Raw genomic sequence first — 25,061 nt, forward strand, 5'->3', positions numbered from 1 at the left:
TACAGCGCAAAGGCCCCCGGCCAGCAGCGTTTCCGCTGGCCAGGGGCCATATGTGGGCGCAGAGGGTTTCGAACCCCCGACCCCTCGCTTGTAAGCAGAATCACTCCCGACCGGAGTGCTACACGGCGTGTCGCCAGGTCGCGCGACACCGAAAAGCGCGCAGTTACCGGATGGCTGCCATGTGGCCTCCGCGCAAGAAGCAGCCGCCTCCGCGATTCACCACAACCGCAGTCAACCGCGCAACACATGATCTACATGTTTAAATTGCCACATGGATATAAAAATCATACTTTCCACTCTCCTTGTGTCGGCGACTTGCCTCTCATTGGCGACAGCAACACCGGCTGAAGCGGTGGAGTCGAAGACCTTGTCCTGGGAAAACCTCACCCGCGGTGACTGCACCCTGAACAATGGCGTGCTGACGCTGTTTGATGACGGGCGAGTGTCCTGGAGCGCCTCGGTTCGATCTTCGGACGCCTCTGGGCCATTCAGCGACTCCGACTCGTGGCAAATGACGATCACCCTGCAGGACGCCTACAGGAACCCGATCGTCACCCTGCCCCAGCTCGGCAGCCCATCCATGACAAGCGACAACATGAGCTACAGCTGGAATCAAGATTTCCCGTCGGTGCCGGCGGTTGCGCAACGGTTCAACGACATCACGCGCGCATCGTCCAGCAGCCACTGCTAAATCGACGAACCCGATCCGGATCAAAACCATCTCGCCTTCCACGCCGGGGCGCGGGCTAAGGAGTTCCGAAGCTCGCGCCGCGCAAGGCCGACCAGACCGCGTTCCCGACGATCCCGGCAGCTAACTTTCCCGGTCGCGGACCATCGCCGCGTACGTCGGTGCGCCCTCGAAGGGCGTGATCTCGCCGACCCGGCGGTATCCCAGTCCGGCGTACAGGGCTCGCGCCGGCGCGGCTTCGTCCTCCGTGCGCACGAGCAGCGTGACCCGCTCCTCCGTCGACGGGCTCAGCAACAGTGCGTGCAGCCGGTGGCCGATCCCCTGTCGTCGGAACTCAGCCAAGACCGCGAACTCGATCACCGCGAACGTGCGTCCGGGTACCTCAGCGGTGTCCACGTCGAGTGGCCCCGTTGCACCCTTCCACCACCGGGTGTTCACGACCAGCTGATGCCCGAACCCGTATCCAACTGCCTGCCCGTCGACCTCGGCGAGCGCAAGCCTGAATCCGGGTTGCCCTACGCGCCGTGGCCAGCTACTGGCGAACGCTTGTACGTCGTTTTCATCTTCCAGGTACGGCGCTTCGCGGTTCACGATCCGGTACACCGGAAGGAACTGGTCGAGCAGCTGGAGGGCCTCATCAGGATCGTCGATCCGCCGACAGGTCACGGCCTTACTCAACCAGGTGAGGTCAGATGTCACGAAGCCACCACCTCAGCCCAGCGCGCAAACTCCGCTCCGCGTTGCGGACCCCGGCGACCGATCGCAGTGACGGTGCCATCCAGCATGCGCTGCACTCGCCGGGATTCGCTCCGTACGCCCAGCACGAGCGGGCGCGCGAGCGCCATCGCCTCGTCCAGGTCGCCGTGCTCGGCCAAGACCTCGGACAACTGGCAGCGGTAGAAGGCGGCGTTGCGCGGAACTGTGGCATCGGCGAGCGTCACCGCCTCGCGGGCGGCCAGCTCGGCACCTCTGTGGTGGCCGGCGAGCCGAAAGGCTTTCGCCTCGTGCGACGCGAGGTCAGCGCCGTTCCAGAATCCGATCCAGCCAGGATCCGCCGCGGACGGGCCGCGTTGCAGCAACGCGCGAGAGGCAGTCATCGCACGAGCTACCGCGGCCCGATCCCCCATCCGGCCGTGTCCGAGTGCTTCGCGGGCGCTGAGCAGGCTCGCTAGCCGCGGGCTGGGACTGCCGACTGCGCTGCGCGTTGCTTCGACCAGGTGAACAGCCTCACGACCGGATCCGAAGTTGGCCTCAGCCATGGCCATCGAGAGCAGGACTACAGATCGCGTTTCGACGTCGTCTGCGAGGTCCGCAGCGTGGATCGCTTCCAACCACCACTGCCGGGCCAGATCGTTCCGGCCACCATCGAACGCCACCCATCCCGTGTTCTCGACCACGGCGGCCGTCACACGACGCAACTCGTCGCCAGTCTCTATGGAATAGCTGGCACGGTCGAGTAGCCGATGGAGACGCTCGATCATGTACGTCGACACCGCATACAGATTTCCGGAGCCGTGCTGGCCATCAAGGGTGTAGAGGCGGCCGAGCGCTTGTCGGCATTCCTCCACGGTCGAGGTACCGATGCGTCGAGGTTCGTCCGAAGCGAGCGCCGGCGGGAGTCCTGCAGCGGCGACAACACCAATCAGCCCCTTGAGGAACTCCGAGCGCTTCACGTCGTTCTCCTCCCCCACGGCTGGGCCGCTCGTGCTAGACCGCGTTCCCGGCGGGTCCGCCAGCCCGAGGCATCCGGGTGGGATGCCCAGCGCCTCGGCCATCGAGTGCAACACCGTGAGGTCTGTAATCCGTCCGCGCCCGCGTTCGAGGCGGCTAATCGTCGCCTGGCTGTAGCCGGTCGACACACCGAGCTGGCTCTGCCGTAGGCCTAGGGCCTCCCGTACGAGCTTGATTACCGTCCCATGCTCACCAGCGACGATCGCACGGCGGCACGCGGGCGCGGACAGCACATGCTCGACTTCGGCCCGGCGATTCATGAGGTCCCCTCGATGACCGGCAGGTATGCGCGCACTGCATACGGTAGTCGCGTCCTTGGTCCGGGGTCGGCGATTCGTCTCCCGGCGCCAAGACTGGAGCTATGGCAACTCGCCCAGAAACGACCGATGAGTACACGCTCCAGGTCACCTCGCGCACGGGAGGCGCCGTCCCGGTCGTCGTCGTCGACTCATCGCCAGTCGCGGTGTTTCTCGTCGTCAGCGAGTCGGCAGGCGTCAGATACGCCGTCGTGCGTCGCGGGACACCGGCCGAACAGGTCACGAGCCGGTTCGCGACTTTGACCTCGGCCTTACCGACTGCCAACTGATCATCTTCGTGAGTACTTCCGCACGCCTTCAAGGGCGGCCTCCTGCTGACGCCCGGCCGCGGCGGCTCGGCTGGGTGCGAAACGCGGCAGGGCCGCCAAGAGCTAAAAGCATGCCTCCGGCGGGGATCTCTGGCAGGAGGGGGGGCCATCCCGTCTGCCGACGACCCGGGCAGAGCCGACCAGGCCGGCGGCAGACGGGGATGTTGTACTTCTCAAGCTATGACTGCTCGGAGTCCGGATCTACCACGCGCTCCGGTTCTCCTTCCCGGGTGACCTCGGCGAGCTGGTCCGGACTCACCCGGCGGACCAAGAACTGCGGGTGCCTCTCGTCGGAATCCATATGAGTGTCATATACCACCGCCCGGATAGTCGGCGACAAGCCGCGAAATCCTTGCCAATCCGACGATATTCGCTGCATGACCTCTGGCGACATGCGCGCCATTAGAATTTCGGTATCTGTATCTGGGCGCACCAACATTGTTCCACCTAGATGCCGCGGGGTGCGGACTTCCTGAAATTCGGTGATACCAGCAGTTTTCAACAAAAGTTCTGGCCACGAGTAGTCGGCAGAGACCATCGCAGCTCGCATCTCCTCGCCCGTATTCGGCAAACTTCGCATGAAGTCGATAAGTCGCCGGTAGCGAATGACAGCCCGAGCAATTCCCCGACTGTCAGCATCACCCACAGTGGCGAGCAGGGCCGCCTTGAGATCTTCGAATTGGTCTGCCAATCTATCTATCCGGATTCCTTCATCACGTTTGTTTCGCGACTCGGAAAGTAGCCGTTGGAAAAGCGCCGCCCACTGCTTGCGCAGATGGTCTAGGATTTCCTCTAGCCTATCGAAGGTAATTACAACATTATTGAATGATCTGCTTTCAAGGTAGGTAATGAAATCGAAAATATGTTCGGCGGAGTTGGGCTGACTAATCGATGGATAGACTATTTCCGCCGCGAAAGGCAAGCCCTTGTTTCGTTGATAAACTTTGTAGTCGTGGTAGACGGCCGCCTCGACGAAGGCGAATACGGGCCCTCCGCAGCCGGATGCATAAAGTGCCTCGGCTTGGGTGATTGACACCTTCGAATCACCCTCGCCCCGCATGAAGCGCCTAACATCTACATCACGAATGGCGTCGAATGCATCGCGATTGGTTAGAGTACTCCCGAAGCGAGATCCCACAACCAGAACCACCGCATCACAATTTCCTACCTCATCCAAGCAATTTTTGTGAGCATGCTCGCGCGGGTCATAAAGGATGTCCGAATATTCGCTCAGTATCGCTTCATAGCCTAGCCCATGGATGAACCCACGAAGGGATGATCGTAGGACGGCCATGTCGTAGGCTGTGCTTGAAACAAGCACTCGAAAATTGGCCATCTTCGAAACCTCCCCCAAAATTGATTCCAAGGGAGTATACGGCTGTGTCCACACCGGCCGGTAGTCCATCCAGAGCGTTGGGGCATGCCGCACCATCGCGAGATCCGCCGTCCGACGCATGGTGCCTTCCGTGGGCGGATCAGCCCACAACCGCGTGCGCACCTTTCGCCCGCGTGAGTTCGCGTCCTGTCGGATGCGGCTTGAGTTCCGTGCCTGATCCATACCCAACCTGAAGGTGAACGGGGGAGTCACTGGCGGCTACTTATGGGACCCGCACGCTCGGGACCCCTCTAAATGCCTGCGGGCAGGTGGCGGGTCATCCCCAAGACGGGTCCTGGCAGTAGTGCGGGTGCACAGGAGTGCCCCGGCGCCACGACTTACCCAACGGCAATCGCTGATCGCTGCCCAAAGTTGGTCGTTGGCGATGAGAGAACAGGGCGGACTGAGGCGCTGGTCAACGCAGGTGTTGGCCGACAGCGGCAGATGTTCACAGAAATGGTCCGGGAATCGAAGGGTTGCAGTTAGGCCGTCGCTAGGCAGTCGGAGAATCACCCAGTGCCACCGACACCCATTGCCCGCACTGCAGGTCAGACGGAGAATGTCGAACGTTGCGTCCAGGCCATCCCCAACAGCTTGCACCTCTACGACATCTTGTGCGGACTCGCTGAGCGAGGACCCGGTCCGCGCCGCGCCAATCGATGCCCAACGGGAGTGTGAGCGGTGGAGAATGGAGTCGCCTCTCTGTGAGGTGGGGGTCGGCCTGGATCTGTGGAAGGTGACGGGCCGGCCCCGTCATCGAGGCCTGGCCCGTTCCCTCTGGTGCTTAGCGCCCCGCAGCCTCCGCAGCTGCCCTGGCCGCCGCCTCGGCAGCCTGGCGCTGACGCTCCTGTGACGCGCGGATCGCTGCTTCGTGTGCCGCTCGCTCGTCTGGGAAGGACCGGAGCCGATCGATTCCTGCGCCGCTGCGACTGATCCTGGCCATGCGCTCGTTCCTCTCTGTGAGAGGAGTCCGGCTTGATCTGTGTGGAAGGTGAGAGCCGGATCCCTCGACGGATCCCGCCCGGGTCTTTATCGCGGCCCGTTGGGCGGGGCGACGGCTGTGCCGCTCGCCCTTCTCGGCGCTGTGCGCGGCCCCGGAGGCTCGCGGTCAAGGGATCAGGGCCGCACTTTCCCGCTCGCGCGTCATGCGCTTGGTCTCCAGTGGGTGAGGCGGGAAAGTTCGGACCCCCTTGACGGTGAGTGGGGCCGTGCTAAGCAGGGCCGCAAAGTTAGTGCCGGGCTTGCCCGGCTCCGGTTTCGCCTTTTGTCTGTTGGGCTTGTCGCGTTTCCGCTGTTCACCGACGAGTGGCTGAAACTGTCGGCCGGGCGTGGGACCGTGATCGGCATGAAGCTGACAGAGGCTGACCTGCGCGGCATCCCTGCGGCGAACATCAAGGTGTCCCGTGACGAGTTCGTCGCGCTGTGGACGGCGTCCGAAGAGATGCACGAGCAGTTGAAGGGCGCCGACTGGGGCGTCTGGGGTGTGGCATGTGCCTGCCGGTGGCTGGCCGACGCGACGTCGCGGAGGCTCGACGGCCGGCGTCACATGTCGAAGTCGCCGGCCACCCGGCGCGAGAAGCGCGCGTTCCCCGAGTTGATCACCGCCGAGTTGGTCGCGGGCGAGACGATGCTGGCGAGCAAGCGTCCGTCGCCAGTCGTCGTCAGTCAGCGTGAGTACTACGAAGCGGCGGTCGCAACGCTGCGGTGGGCGTGGATGCGCAACGTGCCGGCGCCCTACCACTGGCTGAGCCAGGCCAGCGCTCTGCGCACCGACCTGGCTCAGCACAGCTGACCTCGTCGAGTTACCTGCCCAGAGCGTGCTCGCTCTCGCGGCTGCTCTCGGCGTACCGGGCGGCGTCGCGCTCCCGCCAGTGCGACAGCTGTCCGGCCCTCTCGGTGTCGGCGTAAGCCTGCATCGCGATCTGCGCGGCGTTGCGCTGGCGTTGCTCGATCAGGTGCCGCTGCGCCCGGCGCAGTGCGTCGGCGGTGGCCTCGGCGGTGGCCACTTGCACCGTGTCCCGTTCGACTGGCCGAGGATCGTGCGCGGCCGCCTCGCGGACGTCGACGTTCTCCACGTCGACCTGGTCGCGCTGCACGTCGGCGTCGGTGGTGACCGCATTCAGATCGGCGGCGCGGGTGTCGGTGACGTCGTGCAGGTCGGCTTCGTCGGTGATTTCCCGGTGGTGATCCTCGACGCGGTTGGCCTCGTGGTGGGCGGCGAGCCACTCTGCGGCAGTGGTCTCCCGTTGCGGTTCCTTGTCGACGTCCCGGGCCGCTAGCTCGGCTTTAGCCCGGTCCGCGGCGGCCCGCGTCCACGCGGTTTCGGCCAGCCACTGTGCGCGGGCCTCGTCGGCTGCGGCCAGCTGCTCCGCGCGGGCATCGAGCATGTTGGCGAGCATCCGCGCGTCGGTAGCCTCCTGTTCCAGCCGGGCTCGTTCCTGCGTGTCGGCGATCGCCGTGGCCTGGGCGGCGCGGATCTGCGCCGTCTGCCGTTGGGAGTCGGCGGCCTGCCGGGTACCGGCCAGCTCTTGAGCGACATACCGGGGAGCCCATGCTTCCTCCCGTTCGGCGGCCCGCACCCGCATCCGCAGCTGCCCGTCAGACAGTTCCACCTCGTCGCGGTCGGCTGCTGGACGGCCGAGTGCGTCCCACGCGGTGCGCCAGGACGCGTACTCCTCGACCTGGCCGGGCTTCGGAGGCCGTCCGAGCGGTGTCTTCTCGTCGTCGTGACCGGTCAGCTCGCGGTGCGCGGCCACCGCTCCCGCGCGTTCTGCCCAAGCCTGCTGGGCCTCACGATCAGGCGGTACCGGGCCGAATGCCTCGACCGCCCACGTCGGCGGGTCACTGATCGCCGCCTCACCGAGCTCGACCCGGCGGGCGTCCGCAGCCGCTGCGAGCGCCGCAAGGTGCACCGCCCACTGCGCGTCGTCGACAGCCGATGTCCAGTCGGTGTAGCTGGTGCCTGCGGGTGTGAGGTCGACTGCCTGGGTGATCCGGTAGTGCAGCGTGTTGGAGATTTGCCGCGCGTCCTCGAGGCCGCGCGGGTCGGTGACCGCGTCCCAAAGCGCCTCGCGCGGGTCGTGTCCGGCGACTTCGGCACGGCGGAGCAACCGGTTGAGGGTGGTGGCGCCGTCTTCGGCGGCCAGTCGGGTGCGCTGGTCGATGGTGAGTGCGCCTTCGGCGGTCAGCTCGTCGAGCCAGCGGGCGGTGCGGCCGGCGACGGCGATCTCGGCCGCGTCGGCGAGCAGCTCGACGGCGGTCCTGAGGTGCCCGGCCTCGTCGGCCGACTCGACCGCAGTCTGCAGCGCAGAGAGCTGCGGATCGGCGTCCTCGAGCGTCGAAGCGAGCACCACGAGCGGGTCTTTGCGCGGAACATCGGACGTCGCCCCGGTCGGGGAGTCGACCGGGACGGCACGAGTGGTTACATGCGCGGTGTTGGACTCCCGGCCCCGGGACATACCGACGTAGAACGCTTCGGGGCCGGTCTGGCCGGTGACGACGGTGTGCGTGGTGTCGACGGTCATGCCCTGGGCGGCGTGCACAGTCGAGGCGTAATCCAGCGCCATGGACTTCCCGACGTACTCACCGGGCAGGGCCATCCGCTCGCCCGGGTGCGCGAGTGGCTCGACGACTAGGCCACCGTCATCGCGGGTCTCGATCACGCGGTAGGACTCGCGGTTAATCGGCGCACGTCGGTTGCCGTACTCACGGCCAAGCGCCCAATTATTGTCGCGGGCCTGGACGATGTCCCCGACCCCCGCGAACGTGCCCTGCAGACCGAGCAGCACCCCGTCCTCCTGGACACGGCCCAGCTTGACCAGATCGGCGCGTAGCTGCGCGGCGACGCGGGCGGCCTGCTCGTTGGTGTCCACGATCAGCATCGTGTGCTGCCCGGCGAGGTGGTCGGCCAGCCACGCGCGGGACGCGGAGGCTTCGGCCTGCTCGACGGTTCCGCCGTCCAGGACCCGGCCGTGTCGGTGGTACTCCCCGAGTACTTCCGGATCGTGGGCGCGCAGCCGCAGCGACGCGTCGGCTTCCCACTGGTGGGTGAACCGGCGGGCGTCGGTCAGCTCGTAGGACGGGGCGAACCCGATGGTCAGCTCCATGCCGCCGACCGCACCGACCGCCGCGAGTTGGCGAGGGTCGCCCACGAGCAGCAGTTTCCCGCCGCCGGCCTGCACGTACTCGGTGATCTGCGCCAGTGACGCGGTGTCGGCCATGGCGGACTCGTCGACCACGATCAGATCCCCGGGCCGCACCCGCCACGCCTCGGTCTCGGGGCGGGCACGTTGCCCGGCATGCGCGGCGATGTCCTGCTGGGCATTGAGCCAGCGGGTGATGTTCATCGCCCGCAGCCCTTCACCCGCGAGCACGTTCGTCGCGATCTGGGAGGCGGCCAGCCCGACGACCTGACGGCTACGCCCGTTCCACAGCTCCTGGTCGGTCCAGGCTTTGGCGAGCATGCCGACCACGAAGCTTTTGCCGGTGCCTGCCGGACCGATGAGCGTCTCCACACCCGATCCGGACGTCAGAACACCACTGACTGCGGCGGCCTGGTCGGCGCCGAGTTCCACCCCGGCAGCGGCCAGTTCCTCGAGGAACAGCCGCGCCTGCTCCGACGACAAGGAGGGGCTGGAGCCTTGGGTGGCGGAGACCTGCAGCAGTCGCTCGGTATGGATGTGGTCGGGTGTGGCGTAGCGGCGTGAGCCGGGTTCGGTGTAGGCCGATTCGCCGTTGGCCAGCCGCAACTCGTCGGGCAACGTCTGATCGCCCGGACGCTCAGCGTCCAGCGGCACGGCCAGCGAGAGCGCCTGGTCGGTCAGGCCGTCGAGCAGCGCGGTGACCTCGGCGCCGGTCAGGCCACCAAGGTGGTCGGGCAGGGCGTCGCTGATCGCCCGCGTGAGGTCCGCCCGGGTCCAGGCAGCTTGTCCGGCCTGGACGTCGGCGAGTGCCGTCTCGATCACCTCGGCCGCGACGAACGTGCCGGCCTGCGCCTCGCCACGCTGCTGCAGCACGCTGTTTGCGACTCCGGCCAGGCCTTCGGCGACCTCGGCGCGCAGTTGCTGGTCCCACCGCTCCAGCCGTTCCTCGACGGTCTTGGCCTCGTGCGACTTCGACGCCCGGGTGGCCAGAGTCGCCCGCTGCGCGAGGCGGGACAGCTCCAGCGCGTTCGGTTCCCGCCCGAACCGCTGCTCGAACTGCGCGACCAGCTCAGCGGTTTTGCGGGTGATCGAGCGGCGCCGGGAGCTGAACAGGTCCCGCACCGCCTCGTCGACACCCACGACTTCGCGGGCCTTGCCGTCCGGACGCGCGGCGAACCGCACCCCGAGGGTGCGGGTGAGGTGTTCCTCGGTGGTGCGTTCACCGACCGCGGCGGCGGCGCCCCGCTGCTGGTGCAGCAGAGCGCCGTGCAGCGTGCGCCACTTGCCATCTGAGCCCTGCACGCGGTTGAGAATCACGTTGTGGATGTGCAGCTGCGGGTCGTTGTCGCGGGAATCGTGCTGGAAGAATGACGCGACCGTCCAGTCGTGCGCGTCGGCGAAGCGGTTAGCGGCCCCGCCGTGGTGCCCGGTGCGGGTGTAGCCGGCCGTCTTGGCGAGATAGTCCAGTGATGCTTGGTTCCCGGCCCACATCGCCTCCTCGACCGCGACGCGGTATACCTGCCACGCGTTGGCGGCCTCGTTATCGCCCGCGTTGCGGGCCTGCACTTCCTCCCGCTCGAACGCGGCGTGCAGCACCGTGATCGACTTCTGCACGCTGAACGTCGCGTCGTGGAACCCGACGTTCTTCCGCTCCTTACCGCTCGCCTCAGCCCGCAACTGCTCGCGCCGCTCCGGGGACGCATCCGGCTCGCGGTCGAGCAGACCCGCGTAGATCTCCTCCGCCGTCTTGTAGCTGCGCCCGGTGTGCCCGAGTTTTTCGGCGTCCGCCCATCCTTCGGGGTCGCGGAACGCCAGGTCGCGCGGGTCGACGAAGTGGTCGTAGACCGCGTTCATGTCCTGCGCGTCGACGTCGCCGACCAAACCCAGGTGCGCGGCGCCCTCGCCGGACCAGCGGCCGGGGGGTTCACCGACCGCACCGGTGTAGTAGTTCTCCTCGTCCGACGCGCTGGTGTAGTAGTCCGACGAGTAGCGGCCGGACTTGACGCTCAGCACCAGCCACCACCACCGAGCACGTCAGCGACGCGGCTACCGAGCCACTGGGCGACGTTGGACGAGACGGCGTTCCCGGCCTGCATGGTCTGCTCACCTTGGTTGCCGGTCACCAGGTAGGTGTCCGGGAACCGCTGCCCGCGCAAGTGCTCACGGGGCTGCAGCATCCGGAAGGAGCAGTCCTCGACGGCCACCGCCGGTCGGACCAGCGCGGCCGACTCTCGGGTGGCCAGGGTGTGCAGCGGCTGGCCGGTTGTTTTGGCGCTGTCCTTGCGGTACGGGACCACCAGGGCGTGGTGATCCTGCGAGGTGATCACGCCGAGCGGCTCGGACCCGGTGCGCTTGACCATGTGTTTGGGCTCGGCGTGCCCGCCGTAGTTCTTGACGTAGAACGCGGCCGGGTCCGGGGCCGGAGCCGCACCGCCGGCCGGGGCAACGGTGAGGTAGTGGTGGTGGCCGCTGGTGGTGATGGTGGACATCGGAGCGTCCAGCGGCTCGGCGGACGAGTGGTTGCGCATCACGGTCAGCCAGGCCGCCGGCGTGACCGCCAGGCCCTCGAATCCCTTCTCGTTGGCCATCCGGGTGCGCATCGGCTCGGCGGACGTCGTCGCCGTGGTGTTCCAGTTCCCGCCGCACGGGGTGAGCAGCGCGGGCGGGATCGCTACCCCGTCGCCGATCCGGACCGTGCGGGTGGGCAGTGGCCGGGCGAACGCCGGGTAGATCCGGCCGTCGGCGGCCAGCTCACCGTGGTCGACCGTGACCATGCTCGGCTCGGTCGCGAACAACTCGAGCCCGGCCGCGATGCGCTTGACGGTGGCTGCGGCTAGTGGGCGGGCGCGATCCCCGATCCGGGTACCCAGGTCGGTCCAGTCGATCGCGGCGGCGGCCGGCAGGACGTAGGGCTCCACCACGGCGTGGCGGCAGGCCTGGTTCGGGCACTTGTAGTCGTACTGCTGCCGGTACTTGCCGACCTTGCGCTTACGCAGATTGCGCCACGCCTGGACGGCGTAGACGTCGGTCTCGCAGACCGGGCAGCGGGCCAGCGGGCGCGGGGTGACATCCGGCAACGGGATCCCGGTGCGGGTGAACACGAGGTAGAGCCGGTCCCGCCACTGCGGGGCGTGCGGGTTGCCCTCGCCTCCGATGTGCGCCGAGGACACCGAGACGAACTGGACCCGGTAGCCCAGCTTGCACATGCCCTCGACCCACCAGTCGAACAGCTCCCACTTCCAGACGACGTCAACGACGTTCTCCACGATCACCGCCTGGTAGCGGTGCACCTCGGTAGCGCGGATGACGTCGTGGAACGTCGCGCGGGTGCGCTCGAACCCAGCTCGAGCGATCGGCCCGAACTCCAGCAGATCCAGCTGGCCCTTGGCCGGGGCCTTCCCGGCCTTACGGCGGCCGGGACGCCCGCCGGCCGGGGACATCTCCGTGCAGATCGGCGAGGCCCACAGCACGTCAGTGCGGGGCAGCCGCCGCATGTCGTAGTTGTTGACGTCCGCGCACAAGTGCTCGGCGTCGGTGAAATTCGCCGCGTGTGTTTCGATCGCCCGCGGCCAGTGGTTCGCGGCGAGCTTCAACTCCAAGCCAGCAGCGGTCAGCCCGATGCTCGACCCGCCGGCGCCGCAAAAGATGTCGGTGAACGTCACGCTCATCGCCGCTCGGCTCCTTCGGCCAATGCTGCGAAGGAGTGGCAACGCGCCGCTGCGATCACAGTAGGTGACACGTCACCTTCGGGACGCACGGTGAGCAGCACGGAGCGGTTAGCGCCGCCGCGCCGCAGGCGCGCGGTGCCCATCGGATCGTGATGCAAGGGTGTGATCGTCAGTAGTTGATGGGTTGGGAGTTTGTTGGAGGGGTGCTGCTGGTTGAGTTCTTGAGGGTTGCTGAGTAGATGGGTTACTGAGGGTGAACTTGATTGAGGGTCGATTATGGAGGTGGGTTGTAGCGGATCGGCTAGAGGCGGCCTTGGCGGATGCGACTTCGCAGAGCATGGATCGCACTCGCGGCCCTGACTCCGGGCTGGGTGTTGGTATGCGTAGGCGTAAGCCTCTGGGATTGGCTCGCAAACAACTTCGGCTTGGTCCTGGTGCTCGCCCTCAGCCCGCCGATTGCTGCGCTGTTCTGGTTCCTCTGGGGCCTGCCTGCCTATCCCTTCGAGGTCCCGGGCGAAGATCAGCTGGACCGGCTCCGAGTCCATCTCGCTGCCCTCGAACAGGACATCGAAGACCGGACGGCGAAGTACGCGGAGCTGCAAGCGGGCGTAGACGAAGCTCGGGCGCTGGTCGAGCTCACCGAGGTGCAGATCACCGCAGTACGCGAAACCCTTGAGCGAGCGGCTACCCGCCGCGTTCGACGTGCTTGGATTCTGTCCGGCCTTGGCTTCCTCATAAGCGTCGGCATCAACTACGTCGTCAACTGGACCTCGGGCGCGTGGAAGCCTTCGTGGCTCCCGTGACCACGCGCTCGACGCGATGCTCTGCCCGCCGAGAAAAGTAGCGTCGGACAGTGGCACCTGTCGTACAGCAGCAAAGTGCAGCAGCCGTAGCGACCACGCCCGACCACGCCCGACCGCGCCGGAGTCTTGACCAGCGTAGGAGCCCTTACCCGACCTGAGCGTGCACAGTTCGGGACGAAGTGGCTGTGGTGCGGCGGCACCGGGGGTCATGACCAGCACATCCCGTTGTCGCAGGTGATGTCGTCGGTGGGGAAAGGCAGCGTGTCTTGCGCAGTACCGATCGCCTGGTCCAGCGGCATGTTGAATCGGGTGAGGTAGACGGGGTCCTTGCCCAGCAGCGCGCGACGTTCGTTGAGTAGCCGTTCCAGGTCGACCGACCGCGCGAAGAGCGCTGGTTCGTCGCGGCGCATCTCCGCCCAGGTGGCGGGCCGGTGGAATGGGCAGAACCAGCACGCCGACTTAGGCGGAATGGGCAGGCCCGCCCGGCGAATGATCTGCGCGCAGTCGGCCCGTGAGAGTCGCAGGTCGAGTAGCGGATAGACGACACGCTCGGCGGGTTCCTCCCGGCGGTTGTGCGCCCGTTCGAATTCGTCGATGGAAATGCCGACCGCGACGGTGGCCGGCTGCTCGGCGGTGGCGCCGTGCTCGCGGCACCAGCGGTGCAGTACCCGGATCTTGAAGTCGGCGGTGCATGAGCGCCGACCGGGTGCGCCGTTGGACATTCGCACGGGGATCGGCAACGACCGCGATCCGGGCCGCGTCAGCCGCCCGTAGAGAGTCTCGGTGGTCCCGTCCCGCCGGGTGCGGTGAAGCTCGTGTAGCTCGATGCCGTGCTCTCGGGCATACGGCATGGCGTGTTCGTGCAGGTAGTCGAGTGTGCCGGGGTACTCGGAGTCATCGCCGACGTTGGCGAACAGGAACACGGAGAAGTCGATCCGGTCGGTAGCGGCCAGCACGAGCAGGGCCGTGGACTGAACGCCGCCTCCATAGGAGACAGTGCGTAGCGCGGTCATCTCGTCACTCCCTTCAGAGCAGCGCAATCGGGTCTGATTTGGCTGGGCACCGCGCGGACCGATCAGCCCGCGCGGGGCACCCTGTGAGCCGGGTCAGCCGTCCCTCACGTCGTGGCTGGTGTGCTCGTGCTGGTCGGCGTTGCGGGTGGCGTCAGCTGGGCTGCCTGCTCGACGCCGTCCGGTAGCGGTCTGCAGTTGCTTCACGAGGTGGCTGGCACGGTCGACGGGGTCGGGCCAGCTCGCTGGGCCGCCGGTGTAGTCATCGGCGACGGGGTTAGCGCGATAGGAGCCGTCGGGGGCTTGGTGCTCGTCGCGAGCGGCGAGCAGCTGCGCCCAGGTGGCCTGGCCGGCGCTCGCCCGGATCCGTTCGGCCACCGGGGTCCATGCCTCGGCCATGTCGCGTTCGGCATCGGTGCGGCCCTGCGCGTATCCAGCGGTGACCCCGGCCTGGTACCAGGCCAGCCACTCCGCTTCCGCGGCCGTCACGACTGCTCCTGCGCGAGCAACTCCGCGGCGTGGTGGGCGGTGACCAGGACCACCAGCGCCGTCAGCGCGTCCAAGCCTGTGGCGACGAGCAACAGCAGGTCGGCGTGGCACGGCCGGTCGTCCGGGTGGCACCAGCACGCCAGATCGCGGCCCTGCAGCGCGCTCCGGGCGTCCGCGGTGAGCGCGGGATCGCGGCTCAGGTCCGCCGCGTACGCGGCGACGGCCGCCCACCGGTCGTGCGTGAGACCACAGGCCCGGCAGGGCTTACCGGCCGGGTGCCGGTTGGCCCACCGGCTACGCGGCAGACCCGGCGCGGACCGCCCGACATACACCGCGTCGGCGGGGAGGCGGCCGTGGAACAGGTCGCCTGCGACGCGCACGCGCTGGGGAAACGTCATCGTTGCTGCTCCTTCGTTCGCTACCGGGTCTGACCTGACTGGGCACCGCGCGGATCGGTGGTGCGCAGCCCGCGGGGGCAGCTGTGAGCCGGGTCAGGCCTCCCTGGCGTCGCCGTCGCGGTCGGTGTGTCCGTCGTCGGCTGCCCAGACGGCTTGCTGGTCGCGGTAGGCCTGGTCAGTGCGCTCGCTAGTCCGGGTGCGGGCGAGGTTGCGCAGGCCGGTGTCGATGACTTCGCGCGCGATGGTGTCGGCGGCCTGGCCGTGTCCGTCGGCGTACATCTGCCGCAGAACGGCGCTGCCGGCGGCGCCGTCCCGGCGGCGGCCGGCGTCAATGATCAGGTCGAGCTTGTGGGTGAGGTACTGCCTGGTGAGCGGCGTTGTAGACATAGCGATCCCCCCGGGGGTCGTCGGTATGGAGTGCGGTGCGGCCGGGTGTCTGACCTGGCTGGGCGCCGCGCGGACCGGTGGTGTGCAGCCCGCGGGGCACCCTGTGAGCCGGGTCAGACCTCCCGCACGACGTCGTCGGTGTGCTCGTGCTGGTCGGTGTCGCGCCAGAGGGCCTGCTGGCCCTGGTAGGCGGCTGCGGCGGACTCCTGATCGGTGTCGGCGCTACGCCGCTCACGCGCATTGCCGCGAGTTGTTTGCAGGTTGGCGACGGCCTTGCCGGCGGCCTCGACGCCGTCGGAGCCGCGCTGCTCGCGCAGCGGCTTCATCGCGTAGTTAGCGGTGGACTTAGCGACCCCGGCGACCTGAGCGAGCTGGCTGCCGGACGGCAGCCGCCCCGACTCCTGCCGGATCCGCGACGCCGCCGACGCGGCTCGTTCCCGGCGGAGAGCAGCCGCCGCCTCGGTCTCCGGATCGGACACTGAACCCGCTTCTGAGTTCTTAAGGTCGGTGCCCGATTCCTTAAGGTCGGTCGTCGCGGCGCCGTGCTCGTGGTCGTGATCGTCGCCGCGTTCAGCGTTCGCTGCTCGCACGGCGAGACCGACCATGGTGGCTCGATCGGTGTCGCTGAGGGCGTCCCACACGTCGGCGTCAGCCAGTGCCTGACGGGCCACCGGGTCGCCGCCGGCTGCCGTGGTGTAGAGCTGCGCGAGTGCGTCCACGTCGTTGGCGGCGAGCATCAGATGCGCGGCCTTGGTGGCGTTCTCCACCGTCCACACCGGTTCCTCGACCACGGCCGTGGTAGCGACCGCAGCGGCTACCCCGGCTTCCGCCGGTCCGTCGTGCGCTGGTCCGTCGTGCGCTGGTCCGCCGGGGTCACCTGCGCGGCTACCCGCCGCGCCGGGTGGGGTGAGGGCGCCGCTGATCGTGTCGGCCCACCCGTCGTAGTCGGTGCGGGCCTCGATGCGTTCGGCGAGCTTGTCCAGGTCGTAGGTGCTGGTCGCGATCTTGGCGTGCAGCGGGTTGTCGGTCTCGGCGTGCATGGTCTCGGCGACCAGCCCGGCAATGGCCGCTCGCCGGGTCTGCGTCTTGGCTTCTTCCCGGGCCGCAGCTAGGGAGGCGTTGCGGTCCAATCCCTGTTCGACGGCGAGCTGCTTAGCGCGGTGGGTGATCCGCGGTTCTTTCACCCACTGGGCGGCGCCGTAGCTGGGTGCGGTGTCGGCGAGCTTGCCTTCGGCGCGGAGCGCGTCGCGGCGCTTGCCGCCGGACTGCAGAAGCCACACCCCATAGCCGAGCGCGGACAGTCCGGCGAACGCCCCGGCGAGGTAGGGCTGGTCGGCGTGCCCGCCGAGTTGCAGCCCGATCGCGCCGGCCGCTGACGCGGCGCTGATCGCCCGGTAGCCGTAGGCCTTCTCTCCGAGCTTCTGCCGGGCCTCGGCCAACGCGGCGGTGGTCATCCCACCCAGCTCCGCAGCGGCGACACCGGGAGCGACGGCGACGGCACGCGCCCACTCCGGGACGTTGTCCGGGAACGGGACGTGTTTGGCGGCGGCCCATACCTGCCCGGCCACTGCGGCGCTCGCGGCGGTGCTGTAGAGGGCGTAGGCGAGCTTGTCCGCGAACGTACTGCGGGTAGTCGCAGCGGCAGCCGTCTGCGGTGCCGACGCCGCAGCCGGTGCCGCCTGGTGCGTGGGCACTGGGGCGGCTGCGGGCGCGGGCACGGTGGCCGCTTCGGGGGTATGGCCGTTGGCGTGGGGGGTGGTGCGGATCGGCCACGCCATGCCGGGTAGCGGCTGGTCGTTGATAGTCATCGGGGGTCTCCGTTCAGCCGGGTCGTCACGTGCGTGGGCAGGGGTCGCAGCTGCTCCGGGGTGGGCTGCGGCGGTTCGGCGTCGCGGTTGACCGACCACCACAACGCGATCGGCTCGACCAGCCGACCCAGTGGTGCGGCGCCCGCTACGGCGCGGGCCTCGGCGACCTTGTCCCGACGCGGTCCGCCGGCGACGTGCCGCTCGACCGAGCAGCCGTTCAACGCGGTTTTCACGCGGCGGGCCACGGCGGGCCGGTAGCGGTCGTGCCAGTCCCCGACCGCGTTCGACGAGGCACGTGGACCGGCGTAGGCCTCGTCGTGCGCGTGGCGCAGCCACAGCAGTTCCTCGACCGCGTGCGGGTGCCACAACCAGCACCCGGTCAGCGACTCGGCGCCGTCCGGGTATTCGAGATAAACCAGCTCGACCCAGCGCAGCAGATCAGCGAGCAGTTTCCCGGCGGTCTCGTCGGTCAGCGGCTTAGCCGGGCAGATCCAGGACGGCCGGGGTCGGTTCGGGGCGCCTTCGAGGAGTTCCTGGACGAGCTTGGTGAGGTCGACGACGTCTTTCGCGAGCTGGTCGAGCTTGTCCGGCGTGTCCTGCACGTCTGCGGCCTGCCGCTGCAGGGCCTCGACCTGGCGGGCCAGACCAGCCAACGCGACAGGGTCCGGCCCGGCCGGCGGTGTCGGGGGCACGGTCGGCGGCGGGGTCGGCGGGGTCATCGGACGTCCTCCCGTGTCGAGCGGGTATCCGCTGCCGGGGCTGCGGCGGTGGCCTGCCAGAGGGCCTGCTGATCGCGGTAGGCCTCGGCGGCGTGCTGCTCGGCCTGGACGGCCGCACGTGCGCGGGCGTCAGCGGCGACGTGGCGAAGCCTGGTGACGGCGTCCTCGGCTGCCTCGACGGGGTCCGCGGCCCGCTGCTGACCGTCCGTCTGCGTGGAGAGCGCCGCGCCCTCGTGGAGCCGCCGGTTGGAGTCCTCGATGATCCGGTCGAACCTCGCCGGGTCGTCGACCTCTAGCCGCTCCATCTGCTCCTGGTAGCCGTCCGCCCAGGCCTCGGCGGCGTCGGCCTCTGCCTTCGTGCACTCCACTCCGGACGAGGCGGAACCTGCCCACTGGTTGAACTGCTGCTCAGCGGTCGACTCGGTGACTGGCTCCCAGTCGTAGGGCATCCCGGCGCGGGACCATTCCTCGGCCTCGGTCCACGCCGCCTCGTCCGCTGCGGTGGGCTCCTGGGCGTCCTCCTGGGCCGCGGTGACCTCGTCAGGGTGGAATTCGTCCGGGTAGTAGGAGCGCCGCCAGTCGTACTCGCGGGCGAAGCCTTCGGCGATGCGCTGGTACTCGTCGCGGGAGAACCAGACACCCTTCTGCGCGACACGCTCTTCGTAGCGGCGCGTCTCGGCGTACGCCCAGGCCCACGCGGCAGCAGACGCAGCCGCGCCAACTGAAGCAGAGTCGGTCTGTGCGGTGCCGGCCAGTGCGGTGTGGGCTGCGTCGGTGAGGACCAGGTCAAGGGGCTCGGCAGCGGCGCCGACCCGGCTTCGCAGAGTGGCCCACTGCGCGCGGATGCGAGTGAACAGGCTCATCGTCCGGCCTCCCGCATATCCTCGGCGCGGTCCTCGTCGGCCTCGGCCACGAGGTGATAGCCGGACTGGTGGGTGTCCTCGTCGTCGGGCCAGGCGGTGTGCATCTGCCGGTTCCCGCGCCGCCACGGACCGGCGAACACGTCGGCCAGTTCAGCGACGGCCTCGGCCGCGGCCCGGATCGGATCGAGGGTCATGGTGGTGTGCCCTTCGGGCTGGTAGAGAGCGCGCTGCCCGCGGTAGGCATCAGCTGCGCTGGGAGTTGAATCTGCCTCGGCGAACAGGTCGAGCTGTTCGCCGTGGCGCGGCGGGATACCGCCGTTGACCGCGACCAGGTCGGGTCGGTGCCTGTGGCGGCGGGGGCGCCGCCGGCGTCGACGCCGGTCCGGGTCTCCGGTTCGGTGCGGCGGCACTGCGCGGGGTGGACGCGGTGCACTTCGCCCTCGTCGTCGAACACCTCGAGGTAGCCGTCGGCGTGCTTGGCCAGCACGATCACGTGCGGGCGGTCCCAGGCCCAGCGGGGCGCTCCGGGCCGGTCGAGGTTGACGAACAGTTCGTCTTCAGGCTGGATGTGGTCGGCCTTCACCGCGCCCACCCCTGATCAGCAGCTGCGGCTGCGGCTGCGGCCTGGTCGTCGGCGTGCCAGCGGGCCTGCTGCTGCCGGTAGGCCTCCGCCGAGTTCGCCCACCGCTGCCGGACATTCGCGCCCGACGAACGCAACTGGTCCATCGTGGCGCGGGCGGTTTTCACCGGATCGTCGGTCCGACCGGCCGTGCCGTCGGTCTCGTCGACGGGCTGAGACTCCTCGGCGTCGCCACGGCCGCGCTGGTCATCTCCGGCCTCGTCGCCGCCCTCTCCGTCGTCGGCCTGGTCGTCGGCCTGGTCGTCGGCATCGTGGCTAGCGGCTTCCTCACCGCGAGCGGTTCCCGCCGCTGACTCTTCGGCCCTGGTCGCGCCGTCGATGAACCAGAGGCGTTCCAGGGCCTGGTCGTAGCGGGCCTGGGCCTTCTCGTGGGCACGGATGCCTTCCGCGCTGCGGGCGAACGGCGTAGCCAGCGCCAGCGCCTCGCCCGCGTCGGTGACCTCACGCTCGGCGTGGCTGCGTTCATCGGCCCACGCACTGACCAGTGCCGCCGCTGCGCGGGCGGAGTGCCGCCCGGTCGTGTTGTCCGGCTGGTCGGAGTACCGCTCGGTCTGGTCGTGCTGGTGGTGCCGCCCGGCCCGGTCGTCGTGGGCGCTGTGGTCGTCCTGCACGGTGAGCCAGTCACGGACGGATGTCCAGGCGTTGCGCATCGCGGCAGTGAGACGGTTCATGCGAGGTCACCTCCAGGGGCGACAGGAGTAGTGGTCGGCTGGGCAGCAGCGGTGCCGCCGGGGCTGCCGGTGTGGGCGGCGGATCGCTGGGCGGGGACGGCGTCGGGCCAGCGCGACAACACGCGGTCGGCGAGGCGTGTGAGCGTCGCGGTGCGCCGTGCCCGCCGCTGCGCGGCTTGGTGGGCTTTGACGTCACGCCGTTTCCAGGCCATCTGGACGCGGCCGACCGCCGGGGGCATCCCCCGCCGGATGATCACGACCCGCCGGAAGGGCAGCTGCGCGATCTGCGCCACCGACATCACCGCGACCTTGCGGGTGGTCCGCGACTGCAGCTGACCGTTCTGGTCGGTGGTGTCGACGAGTTCGTCACGTTCACCGGTCAGCTTCGACCAGGACTCCAGGTCGTCGGACTCCTTCATCCCGCCGTAGAGCAGCACCGTGGCGGAGTTGTTGACGATCGCGGCGGCGCCGTCTTTGCCCCACCGCTGGTTGAGCTGCGGCCGCGACTGCACCCCGATGTGGATGGTGATGTTGCGGCCGCCCATGTCGGCGGTCCACTTGTCCAGCGGAATCGGGCAGATCAACGCCGCCTCGTCCAACGCCAGCGTCAACGGCGGATCGAGCCTGCCGCCGGGCAGATACGAGGCGATCTGGCGGGCTTCGCGGGCGATGTGCCCGGTCAACGCCGCCAGCAGGGGTGCCGTGCGGCCGTCCTCGGCGCCGAGCAGATACACGGTGCCGCGGGTGTCGAGCAGCTCCTGCACGTCGAACCCGGCCACCGCCCCCAGACCGTCCAAGCCGCGGATCTGGTCCCGGCCGGCGAACGCCGCCTGCGCCGCGGTCTCGTCGATCAGCCAGGACAGGGCGGGCATGATCGTCGAGGTGATCGACGAGCGGGTCCGGTCGTTGGTGTCGATGAACTGCAACGCCGCCGCTTCACACCCCGGCTCCGGGGAACGCAGCAGGAACCGCAGAATGTCAGCCTTGCCCGCCTCCGGAGAGGCCACCCAGTCCTGCACCGTGGGCATGTCCGCACCACCCAGGGCGGCGGCGTGCATCAGGATCCCCAGCACCCGCCCCGCTTGGGCGTTCCAGTGCTCCCGGTCGCCGCTGTCACCCTCGCCACCGGAGGAAGCACCCGCGATCAGGTCCTCCGCGCGGTACGCCGCCACCGACGGCTTCTCACATCCGGCGAGCAGATCGAACGCGACCGTGGACTTCAGCCCACCCAGACCGGACGGGTTGAACACCCGCACCGGACCGACCTGCGCGCGCAGGTCACCGGTCAGGTCGATCAGGTCGGTGCGGGTCGTCGTCGCGATCACCGCACCCGGCGCGTCCAAGATCCGCCCGGCCAACTCCCCGGACTTACCCGACCGGGGACCGCCGACCCGCAGCGTGACGTCCTCAACCGGGGACACCACCCTCATGCCACCGACCCGCGCCAGCGGGGTACCGAGTTCGGTGATCGGCACCAGGAACCAGCGGCGCCACCACGACAGGCCACGCAGCGACGGCCGCAAAATGGTGGCCTTGCGGCGCACCGGGAACCACGAGGCGACCCAGAACAGCTGCCAGCGGGACGCGACCCCGTCGTTACGCCGCGACCGCTTCGACCACCGGTTCACCGTCCCGGCTGATCCGGCGCGGCGACGCTGCCACGCCACCACCAGCCCGGCCAGGACCGTGACACCCGCCGCGATCAGCGCGGGCCACCACACCCGGCCCGGAAGCTGCTCCGGAGCCCGCCGCAGCCCGGCACCCACAAGGACCGCGGCTAGACCCGCCACGCGAAACCAGTTGCGGATCTGCGCCGCCGAGCGGTTCGGCCACCACTCCAGGACCATCACGCCCAGCACCAGCACGCCGAACCCGACCGGCCACAGCCAGTACGCCCGGCCCGGCGTGCCCGCCGGCATCCGCACCAGCAACACCCCGGCCACGACCGCGACCACCGCCGTCAACGCGATCTGCGCGCGGGCGGACATCTGCTTCTTCGGAGGCTCGACGTACTTGCTCATCGGGCCACCACCGGGTGCTTCTCGGCGGTCCGCTCCTGGTCGGCGACCTCCAGGAGGGCGAGCACGGCCTGGTCGGTGGTGCGGCCGTCCTCGTCGTTCCAGCGGCCGATCAGATCCTCGACCGTGACCCCGTCGGCGTCCTGCGCGTCGAACAGGCCGAGCGACTCGGCGAACAGCTTCTTTGCTGACTGTCCGGCCTCGACGTTCGTCGCGTCACCGGAGACGACGTACTGAATGGCGCCGTTGATGCAGCAGGCGCCGGTCTCGTCGGTGTAGTCGTGCTGCACGTGCCCGTGGGCGCGGACGTGCGCAGCGGCAGCAGCGAGAATCTCGCCCTCGGTGCGGGCGTCCCCGCGGCGGTAGACCACGATCTCGACCGGCAGGCCGTTGAAGTCGCGGGTCCAAGGCCGCGCGGTGAACGGATCACTGCTGCCCTTGCCGTGGTACCGCGGCGCCTGGGGCACGCCATCGAAGAACTTCACATAAGCGGTCCAGGAACCGTCGGCGGCGAAGCTGTCGAAGAGGATCTCGACGACTCCGGTGTGGCTGAAGGTGATGCTGTCCGGTCGAGGCGCGCCGGCGTCGACCAGCTCGGCAATCGTGCGAAGCAGCTGGGCTGCTGTAGACATGGAGGTACCTACTCCCTGACTCGAAAGGGTTGGTGAGAGGTGCAGGAAGCGGGCCGGTCCGAACTTTCTTGGCGGAATGGCGGGCCGGTCCGCGCGGAGCTACTGGCTGGTTGCTTCGGCCCCGCTCGCACGTCGCGCACGGCGGGCCTTGCTGGCCTTGAAGGCCAAGCGGGTCATGTCGGCCTTAATCCGAGCGTCGACAGCTGCCGCCCGCTGATCGGGCGCCATCGCGTCGTCGGGGTCGAGTTCTTTGGCGATGCGGGCTCGGCGGGCGTCATGTGCCCGCTGCGCACGCGCCGAGCGGTCGGCGGTGTGCGCCCAGCTCGATAACCCCGCGAGCCTTGCTCGGAGGCGTCGCTGTTCTGCGTCGAGTCGCTGGCCGCTCATGACGCCACCAAGTCGACGCGCAACTCGTCGTAGTCAATGTTGAGCACCGCTACGACCGCGGCGTAGTTCGCGACGCCGAGAAAGCGCCGGTCCCCGCGCTCAAGCTTGCCGATGAAGTCTCCGGAACAGCGCCCGCCATTCGCGCGCACCTTCTCCGCGAGCTGCACCTGCGTGAGGCCCCTTCGTTGCCGGTAGTACCGGAGGCCTCGCCGGTCTACCAGGATCGTCGTTCCCATAGCCATGACACTACCAGAACTGGACAAGACTTGAGCCAGTTCTGGACAAGACTGGAAGTGAAAAGATGATCGACCGCTCGCGGGGTCGCAAACGCAGAGAGGCCGCGCGGAAGATACGGTCCTGGCTAGAGCTGGCTTTACTGGTAGCCAGCTATCCAGGAACATGAGGAACCGTGGCGCCCGAGACGACAGCTCGCCTACAAGATCTAGGGACCCGGATCCGCGTTCGGCGCGAGGGCCTCGGGTTGACGCTGGAGCAGGCAGCGAAAGCCGCCGAGATGTCGATCACGACCTGGGGCGACGCCGAGCGTGGGCAGAAACGACCGCAAGGCGGGACTCTCCGCCGGATGGAGCAGGTGCTGAAGTACCAAGAGGGCTCGCTGAGCCGATTCCTCACCGACGGCACCGAGCCCCAACTATGGGCATCAGTCATCGCCGGTCAGCTGTACCCCAAGCGCGCCACGAAACCAGACGAGCATCTCCGGATTGACGTCAATGCACCGGGCTCGCCGGACTCGTCGGAGTCGATCTTTGCCCTGGCCGCCAATGAGGACTTGCCACTGACGCCGGAGGAACGCGCGGAGATCGCTCGCATCGCGGCAGCCGTGTGGCGACGCAACAACCCTCAGGACTCTCCTGACGCCTGAATCACCGCACCCCGGCTAGATCCGGTCACCTCGCCGCATCTGGCGGTGAGCGTTGATCGCACGCTCGTCGGCCACGGTTGCGCCGTAGCGGCGGAGCATCGCCGGCGACTTCCAACCCATGATGCGCATGAGGTCGGTCTCGTTGCCGCCGTTGGCGCGCCAATCGTGCGCGAGCGTGTGCCGGAATCGGTGCGCATGCAGATTCGCGATACCCACCGCCGCGCCGCGACGAGCGATCATCTGCTTGATGCCGTCGGCCTCCAGGCGACCGCGGTTCTGCGCGGCGAGCCACAGCCAGGGCAGATCGGCCTTCTTCTCGCGTTTGCGACTCCGGAGATAGCGCGCGAGGGCATCGGAGGCCTTCGCGCCGTACGGTAGCGCGCGCGGGCGCCTGCCCTTCCCCACGACGTGCAGCAGCTGTACGTCCTGGTCGACGTCATCGGTCTGCAGGTCGCCGATCTCAGCGAGACGACCGCCGGTATCCAACAGCAGCCGCAGAATCGCGGTATCGCGTCGATCGATCAACGACTTCCCGGCGCAGCCCGCCAGCACCGTCTTGATCTCGTCGTCCGTGAGGACCGGCACCGGCGCCTCCGGGACGATTGGCGCCGAAAGCTTGACGAACGGGTCCACGTCGATCTCGTCTTCGAGGGCGAGCCACTTGAAGAACTGCTGCAAGCCTCGCCACTCAGCGTTCACCGTTCCGGCGGCTCGGAACTCCAGTCGGTTCGCGGTCCAGTCTTCGATGTCTCGCCGGCCGACCTCCGTCACCAGCACCTCGCCGCGCTGCAGCTGCACTCGATCCGCGAGCTGCCGCAACGCCCCCAGGTAGATACGGATCGTGTTCGCCGACAGATTGCGGGCACGCATCGATCGAGCCCAGTCGTTGGCCAGATCGCCCCACAGAGGCATCTCGATCGGAGCAGCGGGGCGGGCCACTCCTGGCTGAGAATGGGTGCGCATAACCAGGATGATAGCCAGATCTGGAAGAGCAAAAGTCAGTAGTTACAGGATTACCGACCGGCTTACTACAGCGCAAAGGCCCCCGGCCAGCAGCGTTTCCGCTGGCCAGGGGCCATATGTGGGCGCAGAGGGTTTCGAACCCCCGACCCCTCGCTTGTAAG

23 protein-coding genes and 1 pseudogene are annotated in these 25,061 nt (G+C 68.4%); 4 read left to right on the forward strand and 20 right to left on the reverse strand.

Features of this window, described 5'->3' with window-relative positions:
* The first annotated feature begins 352 nt into the window (after positions 1 to 352).
* A complete protein-coding gene (locus tag ACIBZJ_RS42860; RefSeq protein ID WP_395939371.1) occupies positions 353 to 691 on the forward strand; it encodes a hypothetical protein in 339 nt (112 codons plus the stop codon).
* 120 nt (positions 692 to 811) lie between these two features.
* Here the strand turns inward: ACIBZJ_RS42860 and ACIBZJ_RS42865 are convergent, their stop codons facing one another.
* The 4 genes and pseudogenes from ACIBZJ_RS42865 to ACIBZJ_RS42880 all read right to left on the reverse strand — a co-directional run bounded on the left by ACIBZJ_RS42865 (position 812) and on the right by ACIBZJ_RS42880 (position 4,500).
* Entirely contained in the window at positions 812 to 1,387 is a 576-nt protein-coding gene (locus tag ACIBZJ_RS42865) for a GNAT family N-acetyltransferase (protein ID WP_395939372.1), read from the reverse strand.
* Positions 1,384 to 2,361: a hypothetical protein gene (locus ACIBZJ_RS42870; protein WP_395939393.1), complete on the reverse strand. Its 978-nt coding sequence runs from the start codon at positions 2,359 to 2,361 to the stop codon at positions 1,384 to 1,386. Before ACIBZJ_RS42870 ends, ACIBZJ_RS42865 begins: the two co-directional genes overlap by 4 nt.
* An 87-nt stretch (positions 2,362 to 2,448) precedes the next feature.
* Positions 2,449 to 2,679: pseudogene (locus ACIBZJ_RS42875) on the reverse strand (helix-turn-helix domain-containing protein); the annotation flags it as partial.
* Between the two features lie 543 nt (positions 2,680 to 3,222).
* Positions 3,223 to 4,500 carry a DUF4062 domain-containing protein gene (locus ACIBZJ_RS42880; protein ID WP_395939373.1) on the reverse strand — a complete coding sequence of 426 codons (1,278 nt, stop codon included), beginning with the start codon at positions 4,498 to 4,500 and terminating at the stop codon, positions 3,223 to 3,225.
* A gap of 1,264 nt (positions 4,501 to 5,764) precedes the next feature.
* On the opposite strand from ACIBZJ_RS42880, the gene ACIBZJ_RS42885 reads away from it, so the two are divergent.
* A complete protein-coding gene (locus ACIBZJ_RS42885; protein WP_395939374.1) occupies positions 5,765 to 6,211 on the forward strand; it encodes a hypothetical protein in 447 nt (148 codons plus the stop codon).
* Positions 6,212 to 6,221: 10 nt separating this feature from the next.
* Here ACIBZJ_RS42885 and mobF read toward each other — a convergent pair whose 3' ends face one another.
* A complete protein-coding gene (gene mobF, locus ACIBZJ_RS42890) occupies positions 6,222 to 10,574 on the reverse strand; it encodes a MobF family relaxase (RefSeq protein WP_395939375.1) in 4,353 nt (1,450 codons plus the stop codon).
* Positions 10,568 to 12,229, reverse strand: a complete 1,662-nt coding sequence (locus ACIBZJ_RS42895; RefSeq protein WP_395939376.1) for a DNA cytosine methyltransferase — start codon at positions 12,227 to 12,229, stop codon at positions 10,568 to 10,570. The genes mobF and ACIBZJ_RS42895 overlap by 7 nt, the downstream gene beginning before the upstream one ends.
* 425 nt (positions 12,230 to 12,654) lie before the next feature.
* Between ACIBZJ_RS42895 and ACIBZJ_RS42900 the strand changes: the two genes are divergently transcribed.
* On the forward strand, positions 12,655 to 13,032 hold the full coding sequence (locus ACIBZJ_RS42900) for a hypothetical protein (RefSeq protein WP_395939377.1): 378 nt from the start codon (positions 12,655 to 12,657) through the stop codon (positions 13,030 to 13,032).
* 206 nt (positions 13,033 to 13,238) lie between these two features.
* Here ACIBZJ_RS42900 and ACIBZJ_RS42905 read toward each other — a convergent pair whose 3' ends face one another.
* The 13 genes from ACIBZJ_RS42905 to ACIBZJ_RS42965 form a co-directional block, all read right to left on the reverse strand.
* On the reverse strand, positions 13,239 to 14,045 hold the full coding sequence (locus tag ACIBZJ_RS42905; RefSeq protein WP_395939378.1) for a phosphoadenosine phosphosulfate reductase: 807 nt from the start codon (positions 14,043 to 14,045) through the stop codon (positions 13,239 to 13,241).
* Positions 14,046 to 14,138: 93 nt separating this feature from the next.
* A complete protein-coding gene (locus ACIBZJ_RS42910) occupies positions 14,139 to 14,531 on the reverse strand; it encodes a hypothetical protein (RefSeq protein ID WP_395939379.1) in 393 nt (130 codons plus the stop codon).
* Entirely contained in the window at positions 14,528 to 14,929 is a 402-nt protein-coding gene (locus tag ACIBZJ_RS42915; RefSeq protein ID WP_395939380.1) for a DUF4326 domain-containing protein, read from the reverse strand. The genes ACIBZJ_RS42910 and ACIBZJ_RS42915 overlap by 4 nt, the downstream gene beginning before the upstream one ends.
* A gap of 93 nt (positions 14,930 to 15,022) precedes the next feature.
* Entirely contained in the window at positions 15,023 to 15,316 is a 294-nt protein-coding gene (locus ACIBZJ_RS42920) for a hypothetical protein (protein ID WP_395939381.1), read from the reverse strand.
* Positions 15,317 to 15,429: 113 nt separating this feature from the next.
* Entirely contained in the window at positions 15,430 to 17,124 is a 1,695-nt protein-coding gene (locus ACIBZJ_RS42925; protein WP_395939382.1) for a hypothetical protein, read from the reverse strand.
* Entirely contained in the window at positions 17,121 to 17,843 is a 723-nt protein-coding gene (locus ACIBZJ_RS42930) for a hypothetical protein (protein WP_395939383.1), read from the reverse strand. The genes ACIBZJ_RS42925 and ACIBZJ_RS42930 overlap by 4 nt, the downstream gene beginning before the upstream one ends.
* Entirely contained in the window at positions 17,840 to 18,706 is an 867-nt protein-coding gene (locus ACIBZJ_RS42935) for a hypothetical protein (RefSeq protein ID WP_395939384.1), read from the reverse strand. The genes ACIBZJ_RS42930 and ACIBZJ_RS42935 overlap by 4 nt, the downstream gene beginning before the upstream one ends.
* A complete protein-coding gene (locus ACIBZJ_RS42940) occupies positions 18,703 to 18,900 on the reverse strand; it encodes a hypothetical protein (protein WP_395939385.1) in 198 nt (65 codons plus the stop codon). Before ACIBZJ_RS42940 ends, ACIBZJ_RS42935 begins: the two co-directional genes overlap by 4 nt.
* Positions 18,897 to 19,289, reverse strand: a complete 393-nt coding sequence (locus ACIBZJ_RS42945) for a hypothetical protein (RefSeq protein ID WP_395939386.1) — start codon at positions 19,287 to 19,289, stop codon at positions 18,897 to 18,899. The genes ACIBZJ_RS42940 and ACIBZJ_RS42945 overlap by 4 nt, the downstream gene beginning before the upstream one ends.
* Complete coding sequence (locus tag ACIBZJ_RS42950; RefSeq protein WP_395939387.1) at positions 19,286 to 20,017, reverse strand: hypothetical protein; 732 nt, start codon at positions 20,015 to 20,017, stop codon at positions 19,286 to 19,288. The genes ACIBZJ_RS42945 and ACIBZJ_RS42950 overlap by 4 nt, the downstream gene beginning before the upstream one ends.
* On the reverse strand, positions 20,014 to 22,038 hold the full coding sequence (locus ACIBZJ_RS42955; RefSeq protein ID WP_395939388.1) for a type IV secretory system conjugative DNA transfer family protein: 2,025 nt from the start codon (positions 22,036 to 22,038) through the stop codon (positions 20,014 to 20,016). The genes ACIBZJ_RS42950 and ACIBZJ_RS42955 overlap by 4 nt, the downstream gene beginning before the upstream one ends.
* Entirely contained in the window at positions 22,035 to 22,667 is a 633-nt protein-coding gene (locus ACIBZJ_RS42960; RefSeq protein ID WP_395939389.1) for a hypothetical protein, read from the reverse strand. Before ACIBZJ_RS42960 ends, ACIBZJ_RS42955 begins: the two co-directional genes overlap by 4 nt.
* Positions 22,668 to 23,050: 383 nt before the next feature.
* On the reverse strand, positions 23,051 to 23,290 hold the full coding sequence (locus ACIBZJ_RS42965) for a helix-turn-helix domain-containing protein (RefSeq protein ID WP_395939390.1): 240 nt from the start codon (positions 23,288 to 23,290) through the stop codon (positions 23,051 to 23,053).
* 173 nt (positions 23,291 to 23,463) lie between these two features.
* Here ACIBZJ_RS42965 and ACIBZJ_RS42970 point away from each other — a divergent pair, with 173 nt between their 5' ends.
* On the forward strand, positions 23,464 to 23,937 hold the full coding sequence (locus ACIBZJ_RS42970; protein ID WP_395939391.1) for a multiprotein-bridging factor 1 family protein: 474 nt from the start codon (positions 23,464 to 23,466) through the stop codon (positions 23,935 to 23,937).
* Between the two features lie 15 nt (positions 23,938 to 23,952).
* On the opposite strand, the gene ACIBZJ_RS42975 is transcribed toward ACIBZJ_RS42970, so the two are convergent.
* Positions 23,953 to 24,900 (reverse strand): tyrosine-type recombinase/integrase, encoded by a 948-nt coding sequence (locus tag ACIBZJ_RS42975; protein WP_395939392.1) that lies wholly within the window; start codon positions 24,898 to 24,900, stop codon positions 23,953 to 23,955.
* Between the last annotated feature and the right edge of the window lie 161 nt (positions 24,901 to 25,061).

It is taken from the genome of Cryptosporangium sp. NPDC051539 (assembly GCF_044454545.1).
GTDB lineage: Bacteria > Actinomycetota > Actinomycetes > Mycobacteriales > Cryptosporangiaceae > Cryptosporangium.